Source organism: Micromonospora sp. NPDC005806, assembly GCF_042871425.1.
In the GTDB taxonomy this organism is placed as follows: domain Bacteria; phylum Actinomycetota; class Actinomycetes; order Mycobacteriales; family Micromonosporaceae; genus Micromonospora.
The window spans coordinates 45410-69845 of record NZ_JBIAIL010000035.1 but is presented as its reverse complement, the minus strand read 5'-3'; the positions used below and the strand labels follow the sequence as shown (position 1 = coordinate 69845).

Annotated in this window: 21 protein-coding genes; 9 read left to right on the top strand and 12 right to left on the bottom strand. The window is 71.1% G+C overall.

Translation table 11 applies throughout. The features are described from left to right. Positions 1-46 precede the first annotated feature (46 nt). The 3 genes from ACFYOS_RS28240 to ACFYOS_RS28230 are packed head-to-tail and all read left to right on the top strand — an operon-like array spanning position 47 to position 3860. Positions 47-673 (top strand): PadR family transcriptional regulator, encoded by a 627-nt coding sequence (locus ACFYOS_RS28240; protein WP_387147987.1) that lies wholly within the window; start codon positions 47-49, stop codon positions 671-673. Further along, complete coding sequence (locus ACFYOS_RS28235; protein WP_387147984.1) at positions 670-1395, top strand: ABC transporter ATP-binding protein; 726 nt, start codon at positions 670-672, stop codon at positions 1393-1395. Before ACFYOS_RS28240 ends, ACFYOS_RS28235 begins: the two co-directional genes overlap by 4 nt. Then, positions 1392-3860: an FtsX-like permease family protein gene (locus tag ACFYOS_RS28230; RefSeq protein WP_387147981.1), complete on the top strand. Its 2469-nt coding sequence runs from the start codon at positions 1392-1394 to the stop codon at positions 3858-3860. Before ACFYOS_RS28235 ends, ACFYOS_RS28230 begins: the two co-directional genes overlap by 4 nt. A gap of 11 nt (positions 3861-3871) precedes the next feature. On the opposite strand, the gene ACFYOS_RS28225 is transcribed toward ACFYOS_RS28230, so the two are convergent. The 10 genes from ACFYOS_RS28225 to ACFYOS_RS28180 all read right to left on the bottom strand — a co-directional run bounded on the left by ACFYOS_RS28225 (position 3872) and on the right by ACFYOS_RS28180 (position 13988). Next, complete coding sequence (locus ACFYOS_RS28225; protein ID WP_387147978.1) at positions 3872-5257, bottom strand: RNA-guided endonuclease InsQ/TnpB family protein; 1386 nt, start codon at positions 5255-5257, stop codon at positions 3872-3874. Positions 5258-5422: 165 nt separating this feature from the next. After that, positions 5423-6286: an aldo/keto reductase family oxidoreductase gene (locus ACFYOS_RS28220; protein WP_387147975.1), complete on the bottom strand. Its 864-nt coding sequence runs from the start codon at positions 6284-6286 to the stop codon at positions 5423-5425. Positions 6287-6404: 118 nt separating this feature from the next. Then, positions 6405-6953: a hypothetical protein gene (locus tag ACFYOS_RS28215; RefSeq protein WP_387147972.1), complete on the bottom strand. Its 549-nt coding sequence runs from the start codon at positions 6951-6953 to the stop codon at positions 6405-6407. A gap of 57 nt (positions 6954-7010) precedes the next feature. Then, positions 7011-8519: an NAD-dependent succinate-semialdehyde dehydrogenase gene (locus tag ACFYOS_RS28210; RefSeq protein ID WP_387147969.1), complete on the bottom strand. Its 1509-nt coding sequence runs from the start codon at positions 8517-8519 to the stop codon at positions 7011-7013. Positions 8520-8539: 20 nt separating this feature from the next. Then, positions 8540-9349, bottom strand: a complete 810-nt coding sequence (locus ACFYOS_RS28205; protein ID WP_387147967.1) for an SDR family NAD(P)-dependent oxidoreductase — start codon at positions 9347-9349, stop codon at positions 8540-8542. Positions 9350-9374: 25 nt separating this feature from the next. Next, entirely contained in the window at positions 9375-9989 is a 615-nt protein-coding gene (locus tag ACFYOS_RS28200; protein WP_387147965.1) for a hypothetical protein, read from the bottom strand. Between the two features lie 36 nt (positions 9990-10025). Then, the gene (locus tag ACFYOS_RS28195; protein ID WP_387147962.1) at positions 10026-11084 is read right to left on the bottom strand and encodes an ABC transporter ATP-binding protein; all 1059 of its coding nucleotides are present in this window, start codon (positions 11082-11084) and stop codon (positions 10026-10028) included. Continuing rightward, entirely contained in the window at positions 11081-11890 is an 810-nt protein-coding gene (locus ACFYOS_RS28190; protein WP_387147959.1) for an ABC transporter permease, read from the bottom strand. The genes ACFYOS_RS28195 and ACFYOS_RS28190 overlap by 4 nt, the downstream gene beginning before the upstream one ends. Positions 11891-11895: 5 nt before the next feature. Next, positions 11896-12810: an ABC transporter permease gene (locus tag ACFYOS_RS28185; RefSeq protein ID WP_387147956.1), complete on the bottom strand. Its 915-nt coding sequence runs from the start codon at positions 12808-12810 to the stop codon at positions 11896-11898. Then, positions 12810-13988, bottom strand: a complete 1179-nt coding sequence (locus tag ACFYOS_RS28180) for a PotD/PotF family extracellular solute-binding protein (RefSeq protein WP_387147953.1) — start codon at positions 13986-13988, stop codon at positions 12810-12812. Before ACFYOS_RS28180 ends, ACFYOS_RS28185 begins: the two co-directional genes overlap by 1 nt. Before the next feature lie 285 nt (positions 13989-14273). On the opposite strand from ACFYOS_RS28180, the gene ACFYOS_RS28175 reads away from it, so the two are divergent. The 5 genes from ACFYOS_RS28175 to ACFYOS_RS28155 all read left to right on the top strand — a co-directional run bounded on the left by ACFYOS_RS28175 (position 14274) and on the right by ACFYOS_RS28155 (position 18254). Next, on the top strand, positions 14274-15029 hold the full coding sequence (locus ACFYOS_RS28175) for an IclR family transcriptional regulator (RefSeq protein WP_387147950.1): 756 nt from the start codon (positions 14274-14276) through the stop codon (positions 15027-15029). Between the two features lie 91 nt (positions 15030-15120). After that, positions 15121-15426, top strand: a complete 306-nt coding sequence (locus ACFYOS_RS28170; protein ID WP_387147948.1) for a cupin domain-containing protein — start codon at positions 15121-15123, stop codon at positions 15424-15426. Further along, positions 15423-16274 carry a transketolase gene (locus ACFYOS_RS28165; protein WP_387147945.1) on the top strand — a complete coding sequence of 284 codons (852 nt, stop codon included), beginning with the start codon at positions 15423-15425 and terminating at the stop codon, positions 16272-16274. Before ACFYOS_RS28170 ends, ACFYOS_RS28165 begins: the two co-directional genes overlap by 4 nt. Next, positions 16271-17257, top strand: coding sequence for a transketolase family protein (locus tag ACFYOS_RS28160; protein ID WP_387147943.1), 987 nt, complete (start codon positions 16271-16273; stop codon positions 17255-17257). The genes ACFYOS_RS28165 and ACFYOS_RS28160 overlap by 4 nt, the downstream gene beginning before the upstream one ends. A 19-nt stretch (positions 17258-17276) precedes the next feature. Next, the gene (locus ACFYOS_RS28155; protein WP_387147940.1) at positions 17277-18254 is read left to right on the top strand and encodes a zinc-binding dehydrogenase; all 978 of its coding nucleotides are present in this window, start codon (positions 17277-17279) and stop codon (positions 18252-18254) included. 54 nt (positions 18255-18308) lie between these two features. Here ACFYOS_RS28155 and ACFYOS_RS28150 read toward each other — a convergent pair whose 3' ends face one another. Further along, positions 18309-20408: a prolyl oligopeptidase family protein gene (locus ACFYOS_RS28150; protein WP_387147937.1), complete on the bottom strand. Its 2100-nt coding sequence runs from the start codon at positions 20406-20408 to the stop codon at positions 18309-18311. Positions 20409-20603: 195 nt separating this feature from the next. Here ACFYOS_RS28150 and ACFYOS_RS28145 point away from each other — a divergent pair, with 195 nt between their 5' ends. After that, positions 20604-23903: an NACHT domain-containing protein gene (locus tag ACFYOS_RS28145; protein ID WP_387147934.1), complete on the top strand. Its 3300-nt coding sequence runs from the start codon at positions 20604-20606 to the stop codon at positions 23901-23903. A 19-nt stretch (positions 23904-23922) separates the two neighbouring features. Here the strand turns inward: ACFYOS_RS28145 and ACFYOS_RS28140 are convergent, their stop codons facing one another. After that, positions 23923-24426 (bottom strand): hypothetical protein, encoded by a 504-nt coding sequence (locus ACFYOS_RS28140; protein WP_387147932.1) that lies wholly within the window; start codon positions 24424-24426, stop codon positions 23923-23925. Positions 24427-24436 lie beyond the last annotated feature (10 nt).

Here is a 24436-nt window from a genome sequence, read left to right as displayed (position 1 = left end):
TAATACTGAGTATTATACCCGGTATGCTGACGCTGGGTGGTGGCTCATGAGCATTCGGCACGCGCTGCTGGCGCTGCTGGCGGAAGGATCCAAGTACGGCCTGCAACTCCGGCAGGAGTTCGAGGAACGCACCGGTGAGGTCTGGCCGCTCAACGTCGGGCAGGTCTACACGACGCTGCAGCGCCTCGAGCGCGAAGGGCACGTGGCGTCCGACGAGACCGAGCGCGACGGTGCGCAGCGACGGTTCCGGATCACCGCCGGCGGCAAGCAGGAACTGGACCGGTGGTTACGCACCCCGCCCGGCGCCACGCCGCCACCGCGCGACGAGCTCGTCATCAAGGTGCAGGTGGCGCTGCGCCTGCCCGGCGTCGACGTACGGGAGATCCTGCAGGTTCACCGCCGGCGCCTCGTCGAGGAAATGCAGCGGTACACCCACCTCAAGGCGGACGCGGACCCCGACGACATCGCCCTCGGCCTCGTCGTCGACGCGGAGCTGTTCCGGCTCGAGGCGGTCGTCCGCTGGCTCGACGCGGCCGACGCCCGGCTGCGCCGCCTACCGGCCACGCCCGCAGCGGCCGCCGACGCGGCACCGAGCGACCGGGCCCGACCGGCCGGCCCCGCCGGCACGGAACCGACCGAATCCGCGCCGACACGCGAGGGGGCCCGTCGATGAGCGCCGTGCTGAGCATGCGCCAGGTGTCCAAGGTGTACGGCGCGGGCCACGCCGCCGTCCACGCGTTGCGGCGGGTGGACCTCGCCGTGCACGGCGGCGAGCTGGTGGCGATCATGGGGCCGAGCGGCTCCGGCAAGAGCACCCTGCTGACGATCGCCGGCAGCCTCGAGGAGCCCACCGACGGTGCGGTGCTGGTCTGCGGTGACGACGTGTCGACCATGTCCGCCGACGCACGGGCCCGGATGCGCCGCCGCTCCATCGGCTTCGTCTTCCAGGACCTGAACCTGCTCGCCGGGCTGTCCGCCGTCGAGAACGTGGCGCTGCCGCTCGAACTCGACGGCGTCGGCGCGCGGGCCGCCCGCACCGAAGGCATGCGCGTACTGAAGGAGTTGGGGCTGGCCGAGCGGGCCGCGCACTACCCCGACGACCTGTCCGGCGGCGAACGCCAGCGGGTCGCGATCGCCCGGGCGGTGGTCGGCGAGCGGCGACTGCTGCTCGCCGACGAGCCCACCGGCGCGCTGGACTCGGCCAACGGCGAGGCGGTCATGCGCATGCTGCGCGCCGCCTGCAAGCGCGGGATCGCCGGAGTAATGGTGACCCACGACGCGCAGCTCGCGTCCTGGGCCGACCGGGTCGTGTTCCTTCGGGACGGTCGCGTCGTCGACCAGACCGCGCCGGCGGTCGGCCCGGACACCCTGCTGGCCGGGGACGTGGCGTCGTGACGTCGACCATGGCCCCGCCGACGACTCCCCGGCCGGCGCCCCGCCGGGCCTCGGGCGGCGGCCTGCCGGCCCGCCGGGCCGTGATCCGGTGGGCGGTACGCCTGTTCCGCCGCGAGTGGCGCCAACAGGTGCTCACGCTCGCGCTACTCACGGTCGCCGTCATTGGAGCCACCTTCGCCGTCTCGGCGACCTACAACATGGCCTCGTCGAGCGACGCGACGTTCGGCCGCGCCGACCACCGGATACAGCTGGAGGGCGGCGCCCCAGCCGTGCTCGACTCGCGGCTCGCCGCCGCACGGAGCTGGTTCGGCACGATCGACGCGATCGGTCACCGCTACGTGGACGTGCCGGGCCTGTTCGACCCGGTCGACGTCCGGGCGCAGCACCCCGATGGCGCGTACGGCGCACCGATGCTGGCCGTGCGGCAGGGGCGCTACCCGGCCGGCGCCGGCGAAATCGCGGTCACCGACGGGGTGGCACACACGTTGCGGACCGGACTCGGCCGGCGGATCAGCTTCGACCGCCACGACCGGCTGGTCGTCGGGATCGTGGAGAACCCCAAGGACTTCGCCGACGAGTTCGCCCTCGTCGACCCGGCGCACGCCGACCCGCCGCAGACCGTCACCGTCCTCGTCGCCGGGGACCGGGCCTCCCTGGAGGCGTTCCGCGACACCATCGACGGTCCCCTCATGCGCGAGTCACGGCCCGGCACGACCCGTACCGTCATCGCCGCCATCACCCTCGCGCTGGCCACCGTCGGTCTGCTGCTGGTGTCGCTCGTCGCCGCGGCCGGGTTCATCGTGGTGGCGCAACGCCGGCTGCGCCAACTCGGCATGCTCGCCGCGATGGGCGCCACCCGCCGGCACCTGCGGCTGGTGATGCTGGCCAACGGCACCGTCGTCGGCGCGATCGCGGCGGTGCTCGGCACCACCATCGGCGTCGCCGCCTGGCTGGCCGTGGCCGGGAAGGTGGAGACGGCAGCCGGACACCGCATCGACCGGTTCGACCTGCCCTGGCCGACGCTCGCCGCGGAGCTGGTGCTGGCCGTGGCGACCGCCACCGCCGCCGCATGGTGGCCGGCGCGGGCCATCGCGCGTACCCCGATCATGAGCGCGCTGTCGGCGCGGCCGCCGCGGCCCCGCCCGGCCCGGCGCACCGCGCTGGTCGCCGTGGTCCTGCTCGCCGCCGGTGTCACCTGCCTGGTGCTGTCCGACGGCAAGAACCCGCCGCTGATCAGCGCGGGCACCGTCGCCACGGCGGTCGGGGTGCTCTTCGTCGGGCCGACGGCGATCCGACTGCTGGCCGCGGCGCGCGGCGGGATGCCGGTGGCTGTCCGGCTGGCGTTGACCGACCTGGTCCGTTACCAGGCCCGGGCGGGCGCGGCGCTCGCCGCGATCAGTCTGGCCCTGGGGATTTCGGTGGCGGTCGTCGCCGGCTCCGCCGCCGCCGATTACCAGGCCAAGCACTCGGCCTGGCTGGACAATCTGGCCGAGGGCCAGCTCCTGGTCCGCATCGGCCGACCCAGCCCGGTGATCCCGGTACGCACCCCGGCAGAGCTGGCCGGCCTGCAGGCCCAGATCGACGCGATCGCCGGCAAGCTCGGCACGCCGACCGTGACCCCGCTCGACAGGCCGGTGGTCGCGGACACCGAGCCGGGCCCGAACGGCGGCCAGCCCGGCCATCCGGCCGTCGAGATCGGCACGCCGGTTGCCGACGGCCAGGAGATGACGTCGGACCCCCTCTACGTGGCCACTCCGGAACTGCTCCGGCTCTACCGGATCGACCCCGCGGCGGTCGCCGCCGACACCGAGGTGCTCACCGTCCGCACCGGGGCACTCGAACTGGTGAACATCCCCGAGCGCCGCGTCTACCCGAAGACCCAGGTCCTCCCGGGCACCCGGTACTCCTCGATGCCGAACTCGCTGGTCACCGCGAGCATGATGTCCCGCCACGGCTGGCAGCCGGCGCTGGTCGGCTGGCTCGTCGAGGCGAATCATCCGCTCACCAAGCAGGAGCTGACCACCGTGCAGAACCTCGCCGCGAGCGGCGGCCTCACCGTCGAATCCCGGCGGGAGCGGGCCTCGCTCACATCGCTGCGGACCGGGGCGGTCGCCGCCGGCGCGCTGCTCGCCCTCGGCATCCTGGCCATGACCGTCGGCCTCATCCGCGGCGAGGCGGCCGGTGACCTCCGCACCCTGGCCGCGACCGGCGCACCCAGGCGGGTCCGGCGCACCCTGACCGCCACGACCGCCGGTGCGCTCGCGTTCCTCGGCGCCCTCCTCGGCCTGGCTGGTGCGTACGCCGGGCTGGTCAGCGTGCTGCACCGCGACGTCGATGCGCTCACCGACGTACCGGTCGCGCACCTGGCGGCGACGACGGTCGGCCTGCCGGTGCTCGCGGCGGTCGCCGGCTGGGTGCTCGCGGGCCGTGACCCGGGATCGTTGAGCCGCCGCCGGCTGGACTAGTGCGGTGTCCACTAACGTTCACCGGGTTTCCGGTGGTTGTTGTGGCTCCTCGCCGTGTGGGCGAGCGACTCCCCATCCGCTGGTGGTGGGGCGGGCCTGCGCGGGCCAACTGATCCTCGCGCCGCCGTGGTCGGGCGGCGGGGGTCACGTCGGGACCGGCCGGCACCGGGGAGGTGTCGGCCGGCTCGACGGTGCGTGACCACCTCCGGCACCCGGATGGGTGCGGGGGTGGTGGGTCCGCCGCCCGGGGTGCGGGTGGCGATGATGGCGGCCGCGACCAGGTCACGGTGCCCGGAAAATGCGCAGTGCGGGCAGAACAGGGTTCGCCCGCGGGGTTTCGGTACCCGCCGCTGGCAGGCGGGGCAGGTGGAGGACGTGCCACGCTCGTCGACGGGGTGCACGGTGATGCCGGCCAGGACGGCTTTGTCGGTGAGGACCTTCAGGAGCCGGCCGATCTGCCACTGCCGCAGCCGCAGGTTGTGCCGCCGCCCCGCCGGCAGGTCCAGCACGCCGCGCGGGTCGCCGACGTGTAGGACACCGATCCGCTCGCGTACTGCCCAGGTGACAACCTGGCGGGCGGCTTCGTGTTGGGCCTGCCGGACCCGGCGCCGGTGCCGGCCCTCCACCAGGCGCGCCCGCCGCCGGTACTTGCGCCACCGCCGTGAACCCCGCTGTCCCGGTTTCGGCGCCCGCTCGGCCACCGCCCGGCGGCGGGCTTTGGTGTCGGCCAGGTGCATGCGGTGTTCGGCGCGGATCGCCCGCCCCGACACCAACAACCCCGCACCGTCCGGGCCGGCCACCGCATACGGGTGGATGATCCCCAGGTCCACGCCGGCCACCCTGGCCGGGTCGGGTTCCTCACCGGGCGGGTAGGCCGCGACCGGGACTTCGGCGGTCACGTCCAGGAACAGCCGACCGCCCTCACACACCAGGGTGACCGAGCGGACCTGCCCGAGCGGATACGGCAGCTCCCGCGCCGACCTGACCCACAACGGTGGCGCGCCCTTCGCCATCGGGATCCGGACCCGGCGTCCATCGATGTCGAACGTGCCGTGATACCAGCGCACCGGCATCAACGCGCGCCGCCGACGCGGGAACCTGGCCGACAACTCACCGTCGTTGCGGCGTTTCGCCGCCGCGAACCAGGCATCGGAGAACCGGCGTAACACCGACCGGGCCCCCGTGCTGTCCAACTCGCCGAAGGTGCCCGGCCCCGAGGCCGCCAACTCCCGACACAACTCCTGATAACCCACAAGGGGTGCGTCGTGGCGGCGCCGCCGCCAGGTGTTGATCTCCAACACGCACGCCCAGACGTCACCGGCCGAGCGCAGCAGCCCGAAACACCGCCGCCGCTGCCCCGACGTCACCCGCAACGCCAAACGCGCGGTGCGGTACACCACCCGGGGCGTAGAGGAATCGCGACGACGAGGCACAAACGACACCCAACACCATCGGTACGACACATTCGCTCGCCCGTCAACCCGGCGAACGTTACTGGACACCGCACTAGCTGCCCGAATCCGCCTCGCCGGTCGGTCGGGCGGGCCACGACAGCCCGATCGTCAAGCGATGATGTTCAGTTCGGTCAGCGCGTCGTCGGGAAGGGTCAGCGCGGCAGCGGAGACGTTCTCGCGGAGGTGCGAAACGGATGAGGTGCCGGGGATGAGCAGGATGTTCGGGGAACGCTGCAGCAGCCACGCCAGCGCGACCGCCATCGGGGTGACGCCGAGGCGGGTGGCGACCGCGTTCAGCTCTTCGGACTGCAGCGGGGAGAAGCCGCCGAGCGGGAAGTAGGGCACGTAGGCGATGCCCAGCACCGCGAGCGAGTCGACGAGGGCGTCGTCGTCCCGGTTGGCGATGTTGTAGAAGTTCTGCACGCACACGACCGGCGCGATGGACTGCGCCTCGGCAATCTGCTCGGCGTTGACCGTGCTGAGCCCGAGATGCTTGATCAGCCCCTCCTGCTGCAGCTGCGCGAGGACCGTGAACGGCTCGGCGATGGAGCCGGGGGTGGGGCGGTCGAACCCGCCGACGCGCAGGTTGACGACGTCGAGCACGTCGAGTGCGAGGCGATCCAGGTTGTCGTGCACGGCCTGGCGTAGCTGCTCCGGGGCCAGCGCCTGCGGCCAGTTGCCGTCGGCGTCCCGCAGTGCCCCAACCTTGGTCACGATGTGCAGCTCGTCCGGATACGGGTGCAGCGCCTCTTTGATGATCTCGTTGGTGACGTACGGGCCGTAGAAGTCGGCCGTGTCGATGTGGTTGATCCCCAGGTCGACGGCCTCGCGCAGCACGGCGACGGCGGCGTCGCGGTCGGCCGGTGGACCGAAGACGTGCGGGCCGGCCAACTGCATCGCGCCGTACCCCATCCGGGTGACCGTCAGATCCCCCATGCTGAACGTCCCGCCTGGAAGGCTGGTCGACGTCATGCGAATTCCTCTCCCTGTCGTCGCAAATCCGCGGGTTTCCCGCCGGCCCGGCCACCAAACCCTGGCGGCGTCGGCTGTGGTGGTCTGGCCCTCGCGGACAGCGCGGGCGGCTCGGTCGTCAGCGCGAGCGTTGGTCGGTCGACGGCTGAGCCGTCAGCCGGGGTTCCACAATCTCCGGCAGCTCGGCGCCGCAGAGCGCGCAGATGTAGTCGTCGTCGCGGACGACGTTGCGCTCGCCGCAGTCAAGGCAGCGCCGGAAGACGACGGCCGCGGTGAAGCCTGCCGGGCGGCCGATACCCGCCCGATCGAGGGCGGCCGCCACCGCCGCCCATGAGGTGGGACCGGGGCAGTAGCCGGTGGACTGGTTGCTCACCTCGGTCACGACCCAGCCGTCCCGCTCGCCAGCGAAGGCGATCTCCCCCGCGCCGAGGACCTCCCCACCGCCGGCGCAGGCGACGTGCTCGCTGCGTCTCGGCGCGAGGCGCAGCGTGCCGCCAGGGTCGATGACGTAGGTGAACGGCTCGTCACGGTCGCGCGGATCGGCGGCCGCCAGGTAGGCGTCGAGATCGACCGGTGATCGGATGGGCCAGCCCTCGGGAGCGCCGACGACCGACGCCCGCACGTCCGCCGGGCCGACGTACCGGTATCGACGCCCCGCTACTACCACGGCACCGACCGTACGCCCATGCGGCCGCCACCGTGGACAACCGCACCGGTCCGGCCGCTACACGTTCGCGGCGACGTACTTGGTCTCCAGGTACTCCTCGATGCCCTCGCGGCCACCCTCTCGTCCGACCCCGGACTGCTTCATTCCGCCGAACGGGGCTGCCGGGTTGGACACGATGCCCTGGTTGAGGCCGACCATCCCGAACTCCAGCCCCTCGACCACTCGGAAGCTGCGCCGCATGTCGGAGGTGTACACGTAGGCGGCGAGGCCGTACTGGGTGGAGTTCGCGATCGCCAGCGCCTCCTGTTCGGTCGAGAACGACGCGATGGGTGCGATGGGACCGAAGATCTCGTCGGTGAATACGCGGGCCCCCGGGTCCACGTCAGCGATGACGGTGGGCTGGAAGTAGTAGCCGCTCTCTTCGAGGGCGTTGCCGCCCGCGAGCACCCGACCGCCGCGCTGAGCCGCGTCGGCGACGAACGCCCCCATGTTGTCGCGTGCTTTCGCGGTGATCAGCGGGCCGACCTGGACGCCGGGTTCGGTGCCGCGGCCGACCTTCAGCGCGCTCATCCGTTCGGCCAGGCGTTGGGCGAAGTCGGCCGCGACGGACTCCGCGACGAGGAACCGGTTCGCGGCCGTGCAGGCTTCCCCGATGTTCCGCATCTTCGCGATCATCGCTCCCTCGACGGCCGCGTCCAGGTCGGCGTCGTCGAAGACGATGAACGGTGCGTTGCCGCCGAGTTCCATCGACACGCGGAGCACCTGCTGGGCCGACTGGGCGATGAGGGTGCGACCGACCTCCGTCGACCCGGTGAACGACATCTTGCGCAGCCGCGGGTCGGTGATCAGCGGTGCGGTCGCCGCACCCGCCGCGGACGTGGTGATCACGTTCAGCACACCGTCGGGCAGGCCGCTGTCGGACAGGATCTCGGCCAGCGCGAGCATCGAGAGTGGCGTCTCACGGGCCGGCTTGACGACCATGGTGCACCCGGCGGCGATCGCGGGCCCGATCTTGCGCGTACCCATCGCCATCGGAAAGTTCCACGGCGTGATCAGCAGGCACGGCCCGACCGGCTGCTTCATCACCATCAGCCGGCCCTGCCCGTTCGGCGCGACGGCGTAGCGCCCGTCGATCCGCACGGCCTCCTCGGAGAACCAGCGCAGGAACTCCGCCGCGTAGACGATCTCCGCCTTCGACTCGGCGAGCGGCTTACCCATCTCGAGGGTCATCAGCAGGGCCAGCTCGTCAGCCCGGGCGATCAGCTGCTCGAACGCGCGCCGGAGGATCTCCGAGCGCTCCCGCGGCGGGCAACTGGCCCAACTCGCCTGGGCTGCGGCGGCCGCGTCGAGCGCGGCCAGCGCATCGGCCGGCCCCGCATCCGCCACGCGGCACAGCACCTCACCGGTCGACGGGTCGTACACCGGCAACTGGCGCCCACCCGTCGCCGGCCGCCACCGCCCGGCGATCAGGAGCTCCTTCCGCACCGCCCCGACGACTGCCCGCTCGTCTTCCGTCGAGGGGTTGAGGAAGCTGCGTGCGCCCTCTTCGATGGCCGACCGACTCACTTCGTCCTCCGTGTCGCTTGTCAGATACGCGGGGACAGCGGCCGCTCCACCGCTTCCCAGTCGCTCGCCCGGTAGCCGGCGGTGAGCCCGCCGTCGCACATCACGACCGAGCCGGTCATGTACGAGGCGTCGTCGCTGAGCAGGAAGCAGGCCACCGCCGCCATCTCCGCCGGCTCACCCGGACGGTCGAGCGGAATGCGGGTCCGGTGCTTGCTCCAGATCGCGACGTCGTCCACCTCGGCCACGGTCGCCCGGGTGCGGACCCAACCGGGCGCGAGGGCGTTGACCCGGATGCCGTACCGGGCCAGGTCGACGGCGAGCGACCGGGCGAGCGCCATGACGGCACCCTTGGACGTGTTGTAGATGATCTGCCCCTCCTCCCCGAGGAGGGAGGCGGTCGACGCGGTCAGGACCATCGCCCCGCCCCCGCGCCGGCTCATGTGCCGGGCGACGGCGGTCGTCACGGCGTACTGGCCGCGGGTGTTGACCCGCATCACCCGGTCGAAGTCCTCGATCGGGGAGTCGAGCACGTCCTCCCAGATGCCGATGCCGGCGTTGCTCGCCAGCAGGTCGACCCCGCCGAACGCGTCGCACGCCGCCTGCAGGGCCCGCTCGGCGGTGTCGGCGTCACCGACGTCGCCGGTGACCGTGACGACCTGCGCCCCGGACTCGGCGCGCAGCTTCTCCGCCACTTCCTTCAGGTGGACCTCGTCCTGCGGCGCGGCGAGCAGGCACAGGGATGCCCCCTCGGCCGCGAGCCGCTCGGCGATGGCCGCGCCGATGCCGTTGCTGGCGCCGGTGACCAGGGCGTTCTTACCTTCGAATCGCATGATGTCCGCCTCCCGAGCGTCGGGGCTAGAGGATCTCTTCGCCGAGGTTCGCGTAGACGCCAGCGGTGCGGAGCACGACGGGCGCCGTCACGTCCTGCAGCTCGGTGGCGATCTCGTCCAGGTGTCCGTAGTCCGGCAGGCCCCACACGGCGATGCAGCGCGGGTCGGGACCGAGGTGGCCGACGCGGTCGGCGACGACATGCAGCTGCAGTGCCGGGTGCGCGGCCGCGCGCTTGTCGAAGAACTCGGACACCTCCTCCGCCGTGACGCCGGGGGCGAAATCGAGGAACTCGGCGTAGTAGGGACCGACCCGGCCGGCGACCGGCTCAAGCAACGGCCGGTAGAAGCCCGCGCGGTCCAGCCGGCCGACCACCTCCATGGGCTTCTCGAACGCGTCGGCCTCGCCGGACTGGAAGGCCCGCTCCCACTCCCCCAGCAGCTCAAGACCCGCGTTGCGGTTCAGCCATACGGCGAGGTACTCCGGCTCCGGACCGATCCGCCAGGTCCGTCCCAGGTTCAGCACCAGCTCGTCGTCGCCGTACTGCTTGGCCCACCCCGTCTGCCCGGCGCCGGCGATCGCGTGGAAGTGCTCAATGGAGATGCCCGGACGACGGGAGATGTATTCGATGTAGACGATCATGTGGCAGCGCCTCCTGCTCTGCGCTCGGGGATGCGGTCAGTCGGTGAGGACGTGCACAGGGTGGTCGGGGAGGACGACGCGTACGGTGTCGCCGACGTCGTGCGTCAGCGGCCCGCCGCCCACCGGCTCCTGTACGCGCAGAGTCGTGCCGCCCAGGTCGACGTGGAACTGCACGCAGGATCCGAGGAACGCGATGTCCGAGATCGTGCCGGCGAGGCCGTCGTCGGCAGCCGTCGACAGCCGAAGGAGCTCGGGACGTACCACCAGGGTCGCGTTGCGCTGCGGCAGCGTCTGCCGCAGCCGCAGGCGCTGCCCGGTCTCGACGACCTTGACCTCGGTGCCGTCCCCCGCGTTGTCGAGGGCCTCGACGGCCATCAGGTTCGCGTCACCGACGAAACCGGAGACGAACTTGGTGGCCGAGCGGTGGTAGACCTCCGCGGGCGTGCCGATCTGCTCGATGCGGCCCGCGTTCATCACCACGACCCGGTTCGACAGCGACATGGCCTCCTGCTGGTCGTGGGTGACGTAGACGAAGGTCGTGCCCGTCTCCCGGTGGATGCGCCGCAGCTCGGCCTGCATGGTGATCCGGACCTTCTGGTCCAGCGCCGAGAGCGGCTCGTCGAGCAGCAGCACCTTCGGGCGCTTCACCAGCGCCCGGGCCAGGCTGATCCGCTGCGACTGGCCGCCGCTGAGCTGCGTCGCGCGTCGGTCGGCGAGGTCCGAGAGCCCGACCAGCTCCAGCGCTTCCCGCACGCGTCGCTCGATGTCCTGCTTGCCGACCTTGTCGATCCGCAGCCCGAAGGCGACGTTGTCGAAGACCGACAGGTGCGGAAAGAGCAGGTAGCGCTGGAAGACGATGTTGACCGGGCGGCGGTGCGGTGGCACGTCGGTGATGTCCTTGCCGGCCAGGACCACGCGGCCGCGGTCCGGCCGTTCGAACCCGCCGATGATGCGCAGCATCGTGGTCTTGCCGCACCCGCTCGGACCCAGCAGCGACAGGATCTCGCCGTCGTGGACCTCGAGGTCGACGCCGTGCAGGATCGGTACCTTGCCGAAGCTCTTGGTGATGCCCGTCAGGCTGAGAACGGTATTCACGAGGCCTTGACTCCCTTTCGTGCAGCCCTGCCCGCCCGTGCCACGACGGCGATCACGACGCCGGACAGGAAGGTGACGAGCAGGAGGAGGGTCGCGAACGCGTTGATCGACGGGTCGATCGCGCGGCGCATCGCGGAGTAGATGACGAGCGGCACCGTGCTCTGGGGGCCGATGACGAAGAAGGTGATGAAGAATTCGTCGAAGCTCAGGACGAAGGCGAGCATGCCGCCGGCGATGAGCACCGGCCACGTCATCGGCAGCGTGACCCTCGTGAACCTCAGCAGTGACGACGCGCCCAGGTCGGCCGCCAGCTCGTCGTACTGCGGGTCGATCCGGTCGAGCACGGACTGGGCGACGAGCAGGAAGTACGGGAACGTGTAGACGACGTGCGCGGCGGCCACGGTCCACAGCGACAGCTCGATGTCGAGCTTGGCGAACCAGGCCAGCAGCGACAACCCGAGGAACAGGCCGGGCAGCGTGATGGGCGCGAAGAACAGCACCGCGAGCCACGGGCGGAGCCGGTGGGGCACGTGGGTCAGCCCGAACGCCGCCAGCGTGCCCAGCACGGTGGTGACGATCGCGCTGGCCACCGCCACGATCAGGCTGTTGCGCAGGGCCGAGGTGTAGGTCCCGTCGGTCAGCACCGCCTCGTACCAGCGCAGCGAGAAGCCCTTGATCGGGAGGTTGAGGGTGCTGCTGGCGTTGAACGAGAACAGCACGACGACCGCGATCGGCAGGTACAGGAAGGCCAGGACTAGGGCCAGGTAGAGACCCGGCGCCCGGCGCCGGCTGCGCAGAAGACTCATGGCGCTCATCCCTTGATCACCACGGAGTTCAGGCCCAGCGCGCGCAGGACGCCGGTCACGACGGCATAGGCGAACATGAACAGCAGCAGCACGATGATCGAGGTCGCCGCGCCGAGCGGGTAGTTGCCGAACTGCGTGAACTGCTGCGAGATCTGCAGGCCGACCATGTTCCCGTCCGTTCCGCCGAGGAACTGCGGGGTGACGTAGTCGCTGGCGGCCAGCACGAAGGTGTAGAGGAAGCCGGAGGCCGCCGCTGGCGCCACCAGCGGCAGGACCACTCGGCGCCACCGCTGCACCCGACCGGCGCCGAGGTCGGCGGCCAGGTCGAAGAAGTCGCCGGGGATGTTGCGGAACGCGGCGTAGGCGACGAGGGCGACGTACGGCACGAAGATGTGCACGAGCGCGGCGACGACGGCTGGCTTCGAGAACAGCAGCGAGCCGTCCCGCGGGGCCAGCCCGATCGGGTCGAGGAGCTGCGTGAGCAGCCCGTTGTTGCCGAGGATCACCCGCCACGCGTAGATCCGGACGAGGTAGCTGGTGAACATCGAGAACACGACGAGCGCCAGCAGCGGGTATTCCAGGCGCCCGGCGCGGTAGCGGATCGCGTAGGCGAGCGGCACCCCGAGCGCCAGGCTCAGGACCGCGGTGACGAACCCGATCTCGAGGGCGTTCAGCGTGAGCCGACGGGTCAGTTCCGAGCCGACGGCCGAGGTGAAGTTCGACAGGGTGGCGGTGCTCGTCACCTCGTAGAACCCGCCCTGCAGGAAGGCGTAGACGGTGAACACCAGGAAGGGAGCGACCAGGAGGAAGCCCAGGACGACAACCGCCGGCAGGGTCAGCAGCCACCCTCGGCGACGAGCCGGTGCGGGGGGCGGTGCGGCGGCGACGTCCGCTTGTGGCGGGGCGACCGCGACGGCCATCAGGCGCCGCCCTGGATGTTCGACCACTCGCTGAGCCACTCCTCGTGCTGCACGATCCCGGACCGCCCCTTGTCGGGGAAGCCGAAGACCGGGGCGCGGGTGAAGAACTCGTCGAGGTTGTCGTAGGGGTAGAGCTTCTGCTGCTTGGCGGGCAGCAACTTGACCGCCTCGGGCGAGGTCACGCCCGTGCCGAGCGCCACCGCGGTCTCCGCCTGCACCTCCGGCGAGAGGGCCTCGTTGACCCACGCGTACGTGGTGTCGCGGTTGCGGGTCGTCTTGGGCACCGCCCACGCGTCGCAGGAGGTGTAGGTGCCCTCCTTCGGGATGATGCTCTCCACCTTGGCGCCCTTGTCGCCGGCCCAGAGCGCGACCGTCGACCAGCCGGCGAAGGAGGCGATCACCTCACCGCTGACCAGCTGGTTGGTGAGGTCACCGAAGGACGGCGCGAACCCCTTGATCTGTCCGCGGAAGCGGCGGAGCAGGTCGACGATCTGCTTGAACTGGTCCTGCGTGTAGTTCGGGACGTCGAAGCCGAGGATCCGGCCGCCGAGGGTGAACGCGGCGGTCGCGTCCGGGACCCAGCCGATCTTGCCCTTGAACTCGGGCTTCAGCAGGTCGAGCCACGACTCGGGCTTCGGCATGCGGTCGGTGCGGTAGTCGAGCGTGGTGGCGCTCCAGAACATCGGGATGCCCCACTGCTTGCCCTCGATGTTCCAGAACTTCGCCGCGGCGTCACCCTCGCGGAAGAACGGGAAGAGCTTCGCGGCGTTCGGAATGTGCGCCAGGTCGAGCGGCTCGATGATCTCCAACGGCTGCTTGGAGTACAGGGGTCCGTACGCCTGGTAATAGGTGATGAGGTCGTAGCCGACGCTGGAGCCGGACTTGATCTTCGCGAGGATGTCGTCGCTCGTCGAGATGTAGGTGGGGTTGACCTTGACGCTCTTGGCGCCCTGCCACGCCTTCATCTTCTGCGATCCGGTGAGGTCGTAGCCCTCCCAGGACAGGAAGTTCAGCGCGCCACCGACCTTGTCACCCACCGCGGGCACCGCTGCGGACTTCCCGTCGCCGCAGGCGGCCAGGAGGGTCGGCGCGGACACGGCGAGCGCGGCGAGCAGTCCTCCCCGGCGCAGCAGACCACGGCGAGTCAGACCCTGCGCGTTCATCGGCATCTCAGCCATGTGTATCTCCTGTCACACATCGACTCGGTGGCAGTACTGTTCCACCGCACGGACGCGATGTCCATAGGGCGGTACAAACTTTCTTGCCGTCGCACCTCCGCCACCAGGCGTGGATCCCGACAGTCCGCTCCAGATGCGGCGGGCGCATCCCTACGACCTGCAATAGCTCGGCTACGACACGTCGGAAGCGAATATGCACTGTGGTCTTCCCAGCGGTCACGCCGCTCCGCTATAGTCCCGCTCTACGGTCAGCCTGACCGCTACGCGGGACGAAGGGGAGACTTCATGCCGCCGGTGAATGTGCTCAGCAAGGCCGACCGGGTGCTGGAACTGCTCGCCGACCAGGGCGAGATGCCGATCGCCGCGCTCATCGAAGCGCTGGAAGAGCCGCGTACGAGTGTGTACCGCCTCCTCGAGAGCATGCAGGAACTCGGGTGGGTGGAGCCAGGTGCGCGGCGGGGGCAGTACCGGCTCGGGCTCAAGGTGTTCCGGCTGGGTGCGGCGGTTGCTCGGCGGTTCGACGAGCGCCAGGCGGCACTTCCCGTCATGGAGCGGCTGCACGAGCAGACCGGCGAAACGGTCTTCCTGTGCGTACGTCAGGGGCTCGAGGCGGTGTGCATCGAGCGCATCGACGGCGCGCGGGTCCAGATTCTCGAGCTCAGGCTCGGCGGCCGGCTGCCGCTGCACGTCGGCGGCGCACCGCGGGCCCTCCTCGCCTTCGGGGGCGAATCCCTCTGGGACGAGTACCTGTTCCGCGCGGCGCTCACCACCTACACCGGCAAGACCCTGAACACCCCGGAGCTGGTGCGGCAGTCCCTCGCGGCGGACGCGAACGCGGGAATCGTCATCAGCGACGAGGACGTGACCCTCGGCATCGCGTCGATCGCCGCTCCCGTCTTCAACCACACCGGCAAGGTCAGCGCCGCGCTGTCCCTGGCCGGCGTATCCCCCGTGCTGCTCGGCGAGAACCGGCAGCGACACGTGTCGATGGTGCGGGAGGCGGCCGCCGAGGTCTCCCGCTCGCTCGGCCACTCCAGTTAGGAGAACCGCTTTGTCTGACGGCCCAACCCCCGTCGTACGCCGTGAGCAGGGACGCGAGTTCCTCGCACTCGGGGCGCCGGTCTACCGACTGGTGCATCCGAAGACCGTGGGCTCCGTCGGGGTCGGCGTTTCGCTGTGCGTCATGCAGCCGGGGCAGGAGGTCCGCCGCCACCGGCACGACTACGAAGAGGCCTACTACGTCGTACGCGGCACCGGCCTGATGTATCTCGAGGACCACGAGCCCATCCGCCTCGAGCCCGGGCTGTCCGTCTACATCGCCGCGAACCGCGTGCACGGGCAGGTCAACGACGGCTCGGAAACGCTCGAAATCGTGTGCTCCCTGTCGCCTCCCCCCGTCGAGGGACAGGTTCCGGAATTCGTGGAGGAGAACCAGTGAGTGCAGCAGCCGACGACGGCGAGCTGATCGCCCGCATCAAGGAGAAGGCGCTCTTCGCCCGCGAGGAGACGGTGCGCCTGACCGGCATCGCGAAGACCGGGCACTACGCCTCGGCCTTCTCGTGCGCCGAGATCCTCGCGACGCTCTACTACGGCGAGATCATGCGGCTGAAGCCGGGCGAGCCGCAGTGGCAGGAACGCGACCGCTTCCTCTTCGGCAAGGGCCACGCGGCGATCGCGCTCTACCCGTTCCTCGCCGAGTACGGCTTCTTCGACAAGTCCGTGCTCGACGAGTACACCCGCCTCGGCAACCCGCTCGGCGACCACCCGGACATGCGCAAGGTGCCGGGCATCGACTTCAGCTCCGGCTCGCTCGGCCACGCCCTGTCCGCGGGCCTCGGCATGGCCCTCGGCGGCCGGCTCAACAACCTCGACTACAACGTCTTCGTCCTGCTCGGGGACGGCGAGCAGCACGAGGGCCAGGTGTGGGAGGCGGCGCTGTCCGCGGCCCACCACCGCACCGGCAACCTCATCGCGATCGTCGACCGCAACGAGTACAGCCTCGACGGCAAGGTCGACGACGTCATCGGCATCGAACCGGTGCTCGACAAGTGGCAGGCGTTCGGCTGGAACACCATCGACATCGACGGCCACGACGTGCCGCAGGTGCTGCAGGCGCTGCGCCAGGCGACCGCCGCCAGCCACGAGGGCAAGCCGACCGTGATCGTGGCCCACACCGTCAAGGGCAAGGGCATCCCCTACATGGAGACGCAGTTCGGCTGGCACCTCGGCTACCTGCACCCCGACGACGAGAAACTCGCCCTCGCGCACCTGAGGAGCAACGCGTGACCACCACCGAGCCCGAGCTGCACCCCGACTCCTGGCACCTGCTCATGCTGCTGGACCAGGCGCCCGGGTTCGCCGCCATCTCGCAGGCCCTCATCGAGCTGACCGACGAGGGACACCCGATCGCGGTTGCCACCGCGGACCTGAAGTACTCCAACGGCCTGGTGCGCTTCCAGGAGAAGCACCCCGAGCGGTTCCTGCAGTTCGGCATCTCCGAGCAGAACATGGTGTCGGCGTCGGCCGGCCTGGCCACCACCGGCGTGCTGCCGTACACCGCGACGTTCGCATCGTTCCTGGCGCTGCTGTGCTGCGAGCAGATCCGCACCGACCTGGCCTACTGCAACCAGCCGGTCCGCCTGATCGGCCACCACGCCGGCATCAGCCTCGGCTTCTACGGCACCTCGCACCACGCCACCGAGGACCTGGCCATCATGCGCAGCATGGCCAACATGACCGTGGTCGCTCCGTCGGACCCGGCCCAGTTCCACGCGGCGATCCGCGCCACGGTGAACCACCCCGGACCGATCTACTTCCGCGCCAGCCGCGGCCGCGACCCGATCATCTACGAGGACGGCTGCGAGTTCGAGCTGGGCCGCGCCATCAAGCACGGGGACGGCAGCGACCTGATGCTCATCGCCACCGGGTCGTCGGTGCACCCGACGCTGGCGGCGGCCGAGCTGCTCCGCGCCAAGGGCATCTCGGTCGGCGTGCTCGACATGCACACCGTGAAGCCGCTGGACCGCGACGCCGTGCTGGCGGCGGCGCGGGCGCGTCGGCTCATGACCGTCGAGGAGCACAACGTGCTCGGCGGGCTGGGCGGCGCCGTCGCCGAGGTGCTCACCGAGGAGGGGGTAGCCACCAAGCTGCACCGGCACGGCATCAAGGACGAGTACAGCCTGATCGGGCCGCCGACCCACCTCTACCGGCACTACGAGCTGGATGCCGAGGGCATCGCGCAGGTCGCGCTGCGCTTCCTGGACGCGTGAACGGAAGGATTGATCAGTCATGAGGGCGGTTGTCTTCACCGGGGCGGGCGGCAACGAGGTCATCGACCTCGTCGAGCGGCCGGACCCGGTACCGACCGGCAACGACGTTCGGGTCCGCGTCCGCTACGCCGGAATGAACCCGGCCGACGCGCAGCAGCGCACCGGCATCTACCCGGCCCCGCCGGGCAGCCCCGCGGACATTCCCGGGCTCGAGGTGTCGGGCGTCGTCGAGGCCATCGGTGACGCGGTCACCACGTGGCAGCCCGGCGACCGGGTGTTCGGCCTCGTGGGTGGCGGCGGCCTCGCCGACCGGGTGATCGTCAACGAGCGGCACCTGGCCCGCGTGCCGGACTCGCTGTCCGACGCCGACGCCGCGGCGGCGCCGGAGGCGTACATGACCGCGCACGACGCGATCCGGTCGCAGGCCGGGCTGCAGATGGGCGAAACCCTCCTGGTGCACGGGGCCGCCGGTGGCGTCGGAAGCGCCGCCGTGCAGATCGGCCTCGCGGCCGGTGCGCGGGTCATCGGCGTGGTGCGCAGCGAGTCGTCGTACCAGGCGGTGAAGGAGCTCGGCGCAGAGGTCGTCCAGGACGCCACCTTCGCGACCGAGGTCGCCGAACTCACCGGCGGTCGAGGGGCCGACGTCATCCTGGAGCTGGTGGGTGCCCCCCACTTCCCGGGGAACCTCGACGCGGTCGCCGTCCGGGGGCGGATCATCATCGTCGGCGTCGGCGCCGGCAGCGAGGTGCAGATCCCGCTGCTGCGGCTCATGCAGAAGCGGACGCGCGTGCAGGGCACCGTCCTGCGCGCCCGGCCCATCGAGCAGAAGGCGGAAGCCGTCCGCGCCTTCGAACGGGAGGTCCTGCCCGCGCTCGCGAGCGGACGGGTCCGGCCGGTCATCGACCAGATCTTCCCGGCCGAGCAGGTGACGTCGGCCTTCGAGCGGCTCGAGGGTAAGGGCAAGGTCGGCAAGATCCTGCTGGACTTCGGCGCCTGAGCACGGAACTGCCCGCTCCGCACGCCTGATGCCGCGGAGCGGGCAGCCAGCCCGCTACTGCGTATCGACGGTCTGAGCCCGCTCCCCCGCGTCGACGACCGAAGCCTGGCGCGGTAGGGCCAAGCTCACCGGCTCGGTCAACCTCCGCCAGAGGAACTCCAGCGTCAGCGCCGAGATGAACGCGCGCTGCTCGTTGTTCGCGGCGGCACCATGCCCGCCTTCGACGTTCTCGTAGTAGGACACGTCGTGGCCGTGCTCGCGCAGCCGGGCTGCCATCTTGCGGGCGTGCCCCGGATGCACCCGGTCGTCGCGGGTCGAGGTGATGAACAGGACCGGCGGATACCGCGCCCCACCGCGGATGTTGTGGTACGGCGAATACTCCCGCAGGTAGGCCCAGTCCTCCGCCCGGTCCGGGTCGCCGTACTCGGCCATCCACGAGGCACCGGCCAGCAGCCGGTGATAGCGCCGCATGTCCAGCACCGGCACGTGCGCGACGACGGCGCCGAAGAGCGACGGGTAGCGGGTCAGCATCACCCCCATCAACAGCCCGCCGTTGCTGCCACCCTCGATGCCGAGCTGCGCCGGCGTGGTGACCCCCCGCTCGACCAGGTCGGCCGCCACCGCGGCGAAGTCCTCGTACGCCCGCGGCCGGTTCTCCCGCAGCGCCGCGCGGTGCCATTCCGGGCCGTACTCCCCACCGCCCCGGATGTTCGCCACAACGTACGTACCGCCGCGGGCCAGCCAGCCCCGGCCGGTGACCCCGCTGTAGTAGGGGGTCTGGGAGATCTCGTACCCGCCGTACCCGGTGAGCAGCGTCGCCCGGCTGGGCGCGTCCCCCTCCCCCACCACGAAGTACGGCACCCGCGTACCGTCGGCCGAGGTGGCGAAGAACTGGCGTACCGCCAAGCCCTGGCCGTCGAAGAACGCCGGCGCCCGCTTGAGGATCTCGACCGAGCCGCCGACCTGCCCGAGCCGCAGCGTCGCCGGTTGGAGGAACCCTTCCGAGGCGAGCAGATAGTCATCGCCGAGGTCCGGGTCCGTGTCCACGATCCAGCTGTGAGCGTCCGCCGACACCCCGGCGAGCGGCTCCCGCCGCCAGCCCGTCTCGCCCGGCGTCAGCACCTCCAACCGGCTCCGCACATCGGCGAGGGTGGCCAGGATCAGCTGGTTCCGGGTCCATACGTAACCGTCGAGCGCCGTGCGGGCGTCGGGCTGGAAGAGCACCGCCATCTCCCGCGCACCGGCGAGGAACGCGTCGAAGCGGGTCGCCAGCAGGGCACCGGCCGGATAGGTCGCCTCACCCAGCGTCCATGGCGAGCGCAGCCGGATCACCAGCCACTCCCGGTGCACGTCCCACTGGGCGTCCTCCGGCACGGCAATCCGGATCCGCTCGCCCGCCTCCGTCAGCAGGAAGTGCTCGCTGCGGTAGAAGTCCAGGATGCGGCCCACAAAGTCGCGCTCGAACCCGGGCGTCCGGTCGTGCGAGGCGTACACCACCAGGTCGTCCGCGCGGCCCTCGCAGACGATCTCGGCCTCGGACAATGGCGTGCCTCGCCGCCATCGCTTGGCGATACGCGCATACCCCGACGTGGTCAGCGAACCAGGCCCGAAGTCGGTGGCCACGTAGATGTGGTCGGCGTCGATCCAGCAGACGCCGCTCTTGGCCTCGGGAAGCCGGAAGCCGTCCTCGACGAAGGTCCGGCGGACGAGGTCGAACTCGCGGACCACCACCGCATCCGCGCCGCCTCGGGACAGGCTGATCAGGCAGCGTCGATAATCGGCCCGCAGCACCGTCACGTCGCTCCAGACCCAGTTCTCACCCTCTTCGGCGGCCAACGCATCGACGTCGAGCAGCACGTCCCACTCGGGCTCCGGCCGGCGGTACTGGTCGAGGGTGGTGCGGCGCCAGAGTCCGCGGGGATGTGCGGCGTCCTGCCAGAAGTTGTAGTAATGGCGATCCCCGCGCCATCCCGGGTAGGGAATGCGATCGTCGGCGTCGAGCACCTGCCGGATCTCGGTCCGCAGGGCGGCGAACCGCTCGCCCTCGGTCAGCGCGGCCACGGTTTCCGCGTTGCGGTCCCGCACCCACCTGTCGGCGTCCGCACCATCAAGATCTTCCAGCTCGAGGTACGGGTCGTCGCCCTCATCGCTCACGGTCGCCACCTTCGCAACTATCCCCGACGAGTGCCCGCAGCCATGTCGGCATGGCGACTCAGGCTGCCCAACTCCAGGCAACAGCCAGCTGCGCGGACGCCGCGAGAATGCCCGAACCTCGCCCTGACCTGCGGGAACCGGCACTAGCCTGGGTTGAGCGAGGAGGTACGGCGCGCTTCCCTCCGCTAGCCGACCATGTCGATCATGGGGGTGGCCATGCGCGGGCCGAGACGTGGCCGGGTCTGGGCGGCCGGGCTGTGGCTACGCCAGCGGCGGCGCAGGTGGCGCACCCGACGGGAACGCCGGACCGAGCGGAGCCTCCGCCGGCGGACGGACCACCGGCCCGACCACCGGATGACCTGGCGGCACCACCACGGGCTGCGCTGGGCGATCATCGCCACCGCCACGATCCTCGTGGCGTGGACCATCTACTCGCTGGTGCTGACCGTCCTCGACGCCGAGCCCGGTTTCCTGCCGATGTCGCGCTGGTGCGCGGGCCAGCCGCCGAGGTCGTACTACTGCGGGCAGGTGGAGGGCTTCGTCAAGGGCCCGCTGATCGTGGGACTCGGCCTCGCGGTGTTCATCTTCTGGCGGTATCTCCGGGTCCGCCGCTGGTACGACCGCAACGCCCTAGTCAACCGCCAGATGGTGATCCCCACCGCCGAACGCGACATCAGCGGCGTCCACGTGGTCGGCCGGGACGAACTGTGCGAACTGATGATCCAACGGCTTCGCGACGAGCACCACCGCCGTCCGCTGATGCTGGTGGGCGGCATCGGCACCGGCAAGACGGCGACTCTGGTCCGCCTCGCGGAGCTGCTGATGGCCACCGACGTCGTACCGATCGGGGTCGACCTGCGCACCGTCACCGCGCCGGAGCAGCTGAACTTCCACCAGCTCGCCCAGGCACAGTTCGAGCGCACCATCGACACCCAACTGCACGCCACCGGCGAGGCGGACAAGGTGTGGCGGCGGCTCTGGCTGGAGAACCGCATCGTCGTGCTCGCCGACGGCCTGGAGGAGGTCCTCGCCGACACCGCCCAGCTCGCCGACCGGGACAGCCTGCTGCGAGAGGCCATCCGGGGCGCGGTCCGCGAGCGGCTCCCGCTGGTGGTCGCGTCGCGCCCCGCTGATCCGCTGCGCGGGCTGGACGCGCTGCTGCTGCAACTGGAGCCGCTCGCCCAGGGCGCCGCCCTGGAGTACGTGCAAAGCCGCAGCCGCCGCTCGGACGGACAGCGGTCGGACCGGATCACCGGGCTGGTCAAGGCCGCCGACGTGGCCGAATCACCGTTCTACCTGCGCGTCATCGGCCAGCTATACGAGGTCGACCACCTCGACCGCGTAGAGCCCGCCGGGCAGGGCAGATCCGCGCTGCGCTGGAGTCTGCTGGAGGAGTGGTACGAGGCCACCCTCGCCGGGGACCTGTACGAGGACTACGGCATGCCGCCGACCGAACGGTCCGACGCCATCGAGGTGCTCTCCGCGCTCGCCTGTTTAGGGCTACGCGACAACCAGCAGTCGGTGAGGACCACCGCACTCCGCGGCGCCGATGGCACGCCGGACGCCGGCCGCCAGTGGATCCTGGCCGAACTCCGGGCCCGGTTGCACAAGCTCAGCGCCGACAACCCGCAGGACATCGGGCTCGCCGAGACCACCGGGGACGCGCTCAACATCGTGGTGAAACGGCAGGACGGGGTGCGCTTCCAGCACGGGGTGATCCAGGCGTACCTCGGCGCGCGCTTCCTCGCCGCCGCCCTGCGCGACGACGCCTTCCTCGAACGGGCCTTCACCCGCAACCACGGCCCGGGACGGGAGCTGCTCGCGGCCCTCCCCCTCTACAGCCGCAGCGGCGGGGTGTTCGAACGGCTGGACGGGCGGCGGATGCCGCCCTCCGCAGGCGGAAAGCTGCACCGCCTCGGTGACGCGGTCCGGCAGACCGTGCGCATCCGTTCGAGCGCCGAGGACGCGACGGTCACCCGGAACCGGTCGGTCAGCCTCGTCCAGCGGCTCTGCGCGGAGGCGACCCGGACGCGGAACCGCACCCGGGCCCTGGAGATGTTCACGACCGCGCTGGAGATGGACGCGGCCACCGGGCACCCGCTCCACCGGAAACTCGCCGACGCGATCCGCAGCGCCTGGCCCACCTACCAGGGGGACGGCTCGGTCACCGACCGCCCGCTCGAAGACGCCAAGATCGCCCTCGTGCTCCGGTACGGCGACGCCGCCCGGCAGCTCGGAAACCGGCCCCCGGAGGTCGGCGGGCCCCGGGGCCAGCAGCCCGAGCCGCAGTATCGGCAGCTGTTCCAGATGATGGCCGAGGAGACCTCCTACCTGCCCCGCCTGGCGGCCGCCAGGGAGATCGCCAGCGGCGGCGACGCGGCCGTCCGCGCGCTGCACGACCTGCTCGACGAGCCGCCAGAGATGGCCGACACGCTGGGCCGGGAACGCCTGGAGGACCTACGGACCTGGATCGCCCCGTCGCTGTTCCTCTTCGCCGAGGGTGCGGACGCCCCCGGCGAACCGGACTGGCGGGGCGTGGCCCGGGAGACCCTGCGGCGGTGGGTGCACCGCCTGGCCACCGACGCGACGGACGGGGCCCGCGTCTACGAGCTCACGCTCGCGCAGGGATTCCGGCTGGCGGCCAACTGCCGCACGTACCCGGTGCACCGCAGCATCCTGATCGAGGAGGCCGAGAAGGCGCTGCGGTACTCCCGGTTCTGGTACTCGCACCTGGTGCTCCTCCAGGCACTCACCCTGCTGGCCCTGCCCCGGGATCCCAGCGAGACGTTGCGCGAGCGGGGTCGCGGTTCGGACCCACGCGGGCTGGTCACCTTCTGGACCTCGATCGCCGGCGGCGGGCACCGCGCCCCGCAGCCCGGCAGCGGTACGGCCCACCCGCTCGTCCTCGAGGTCGCGGACCTGTGCGTCGAGGCGCTCACCGACCGCCATCCGGAACGGTACTGCTGGGTGGACGAGCGGGAGATCGTCGGACGGGTCGGAGCGGCCAGCCCGCAGCCCGGCGTCCGCCGGATGCAGGACTCCTGGCTGCCGCCGTCGCACGGCTGGGCCGTCCTGGAACCGCGCGCCCAACGGCTGCTGGCCGACGTGATGCTGCTGCTCAACCTCGCCGACCGGGGACAGGACAACGCCGAGCGGGCGCGCCGGCTCAGCCGGGCCAGCCGGGCCGAACTGCCCCCGTGCCTCACCATCGACCGCAGCGCGATGCGGGTCACCCTCAGCCGCCGCCAGGCCCACGACGTCCAACCCGGCTCCACCTGCATCGACGACTGCCCGTTCCGGCTGTGCCCGCTGCCGCCGAAGGGAGACGAGCTGCCGTACCAAATGGACGAGGCGTTCTGCGCCCACCAGATCGATCTGGTCGGGCACTGGTTCCGCGCGCCGGGGCGGGCGGACTGGCAGGCGGTGAACCGGGAGGAGCTGCGGACGTTCTGGCGAGAGATGTCCGAGCGGATGGCGCCCGCCTGGCGGAAGTGACGATCAGCCGCGCCGGTCGTCAGCGTAGACGCTGGTCGGTCGGCGGCTGGGCCGTCAGCCGGGGTTCCACAACCTCCGGCAGCTCAGCGCCGCAGAGCGCGCAGATGTAGTCGTCGTCGCGGACGACGTTGCGCTCGCCGCAGTCAAGGCAGCGCCGGAAGACGACGGCCGCGGTGAAGCCTGCCGGGCGGCCGATACCCGCCCGATCGAGAGCGGCCGCCACCGGCGCCCATGAGGTGGGACCGGGGCAGTAGCCGGTGGACTGGTTGCTCACCTCGGTCACGACCCAGTCGTCCCGCTCGCCAGCGAAGGCGATCTCCCCCGCGCCGAGGACCTCCCCACCGCCGGCGCAGGCGACGTGCTCGCTGCGTCTCGGCGCGAGGCGCAGCGTGCCGCCAGGGTCGATGACGTAGGTGAACGGCTCGTCACGGTCGCGCGGATCGGCGGCCGCCAGGTAGGCGTCGAGATCGACCGGTGATCGGATGGGCCAGCCCTCGGGAGCGCCGACGACCGACGCCCGCACGTCCGCCGGG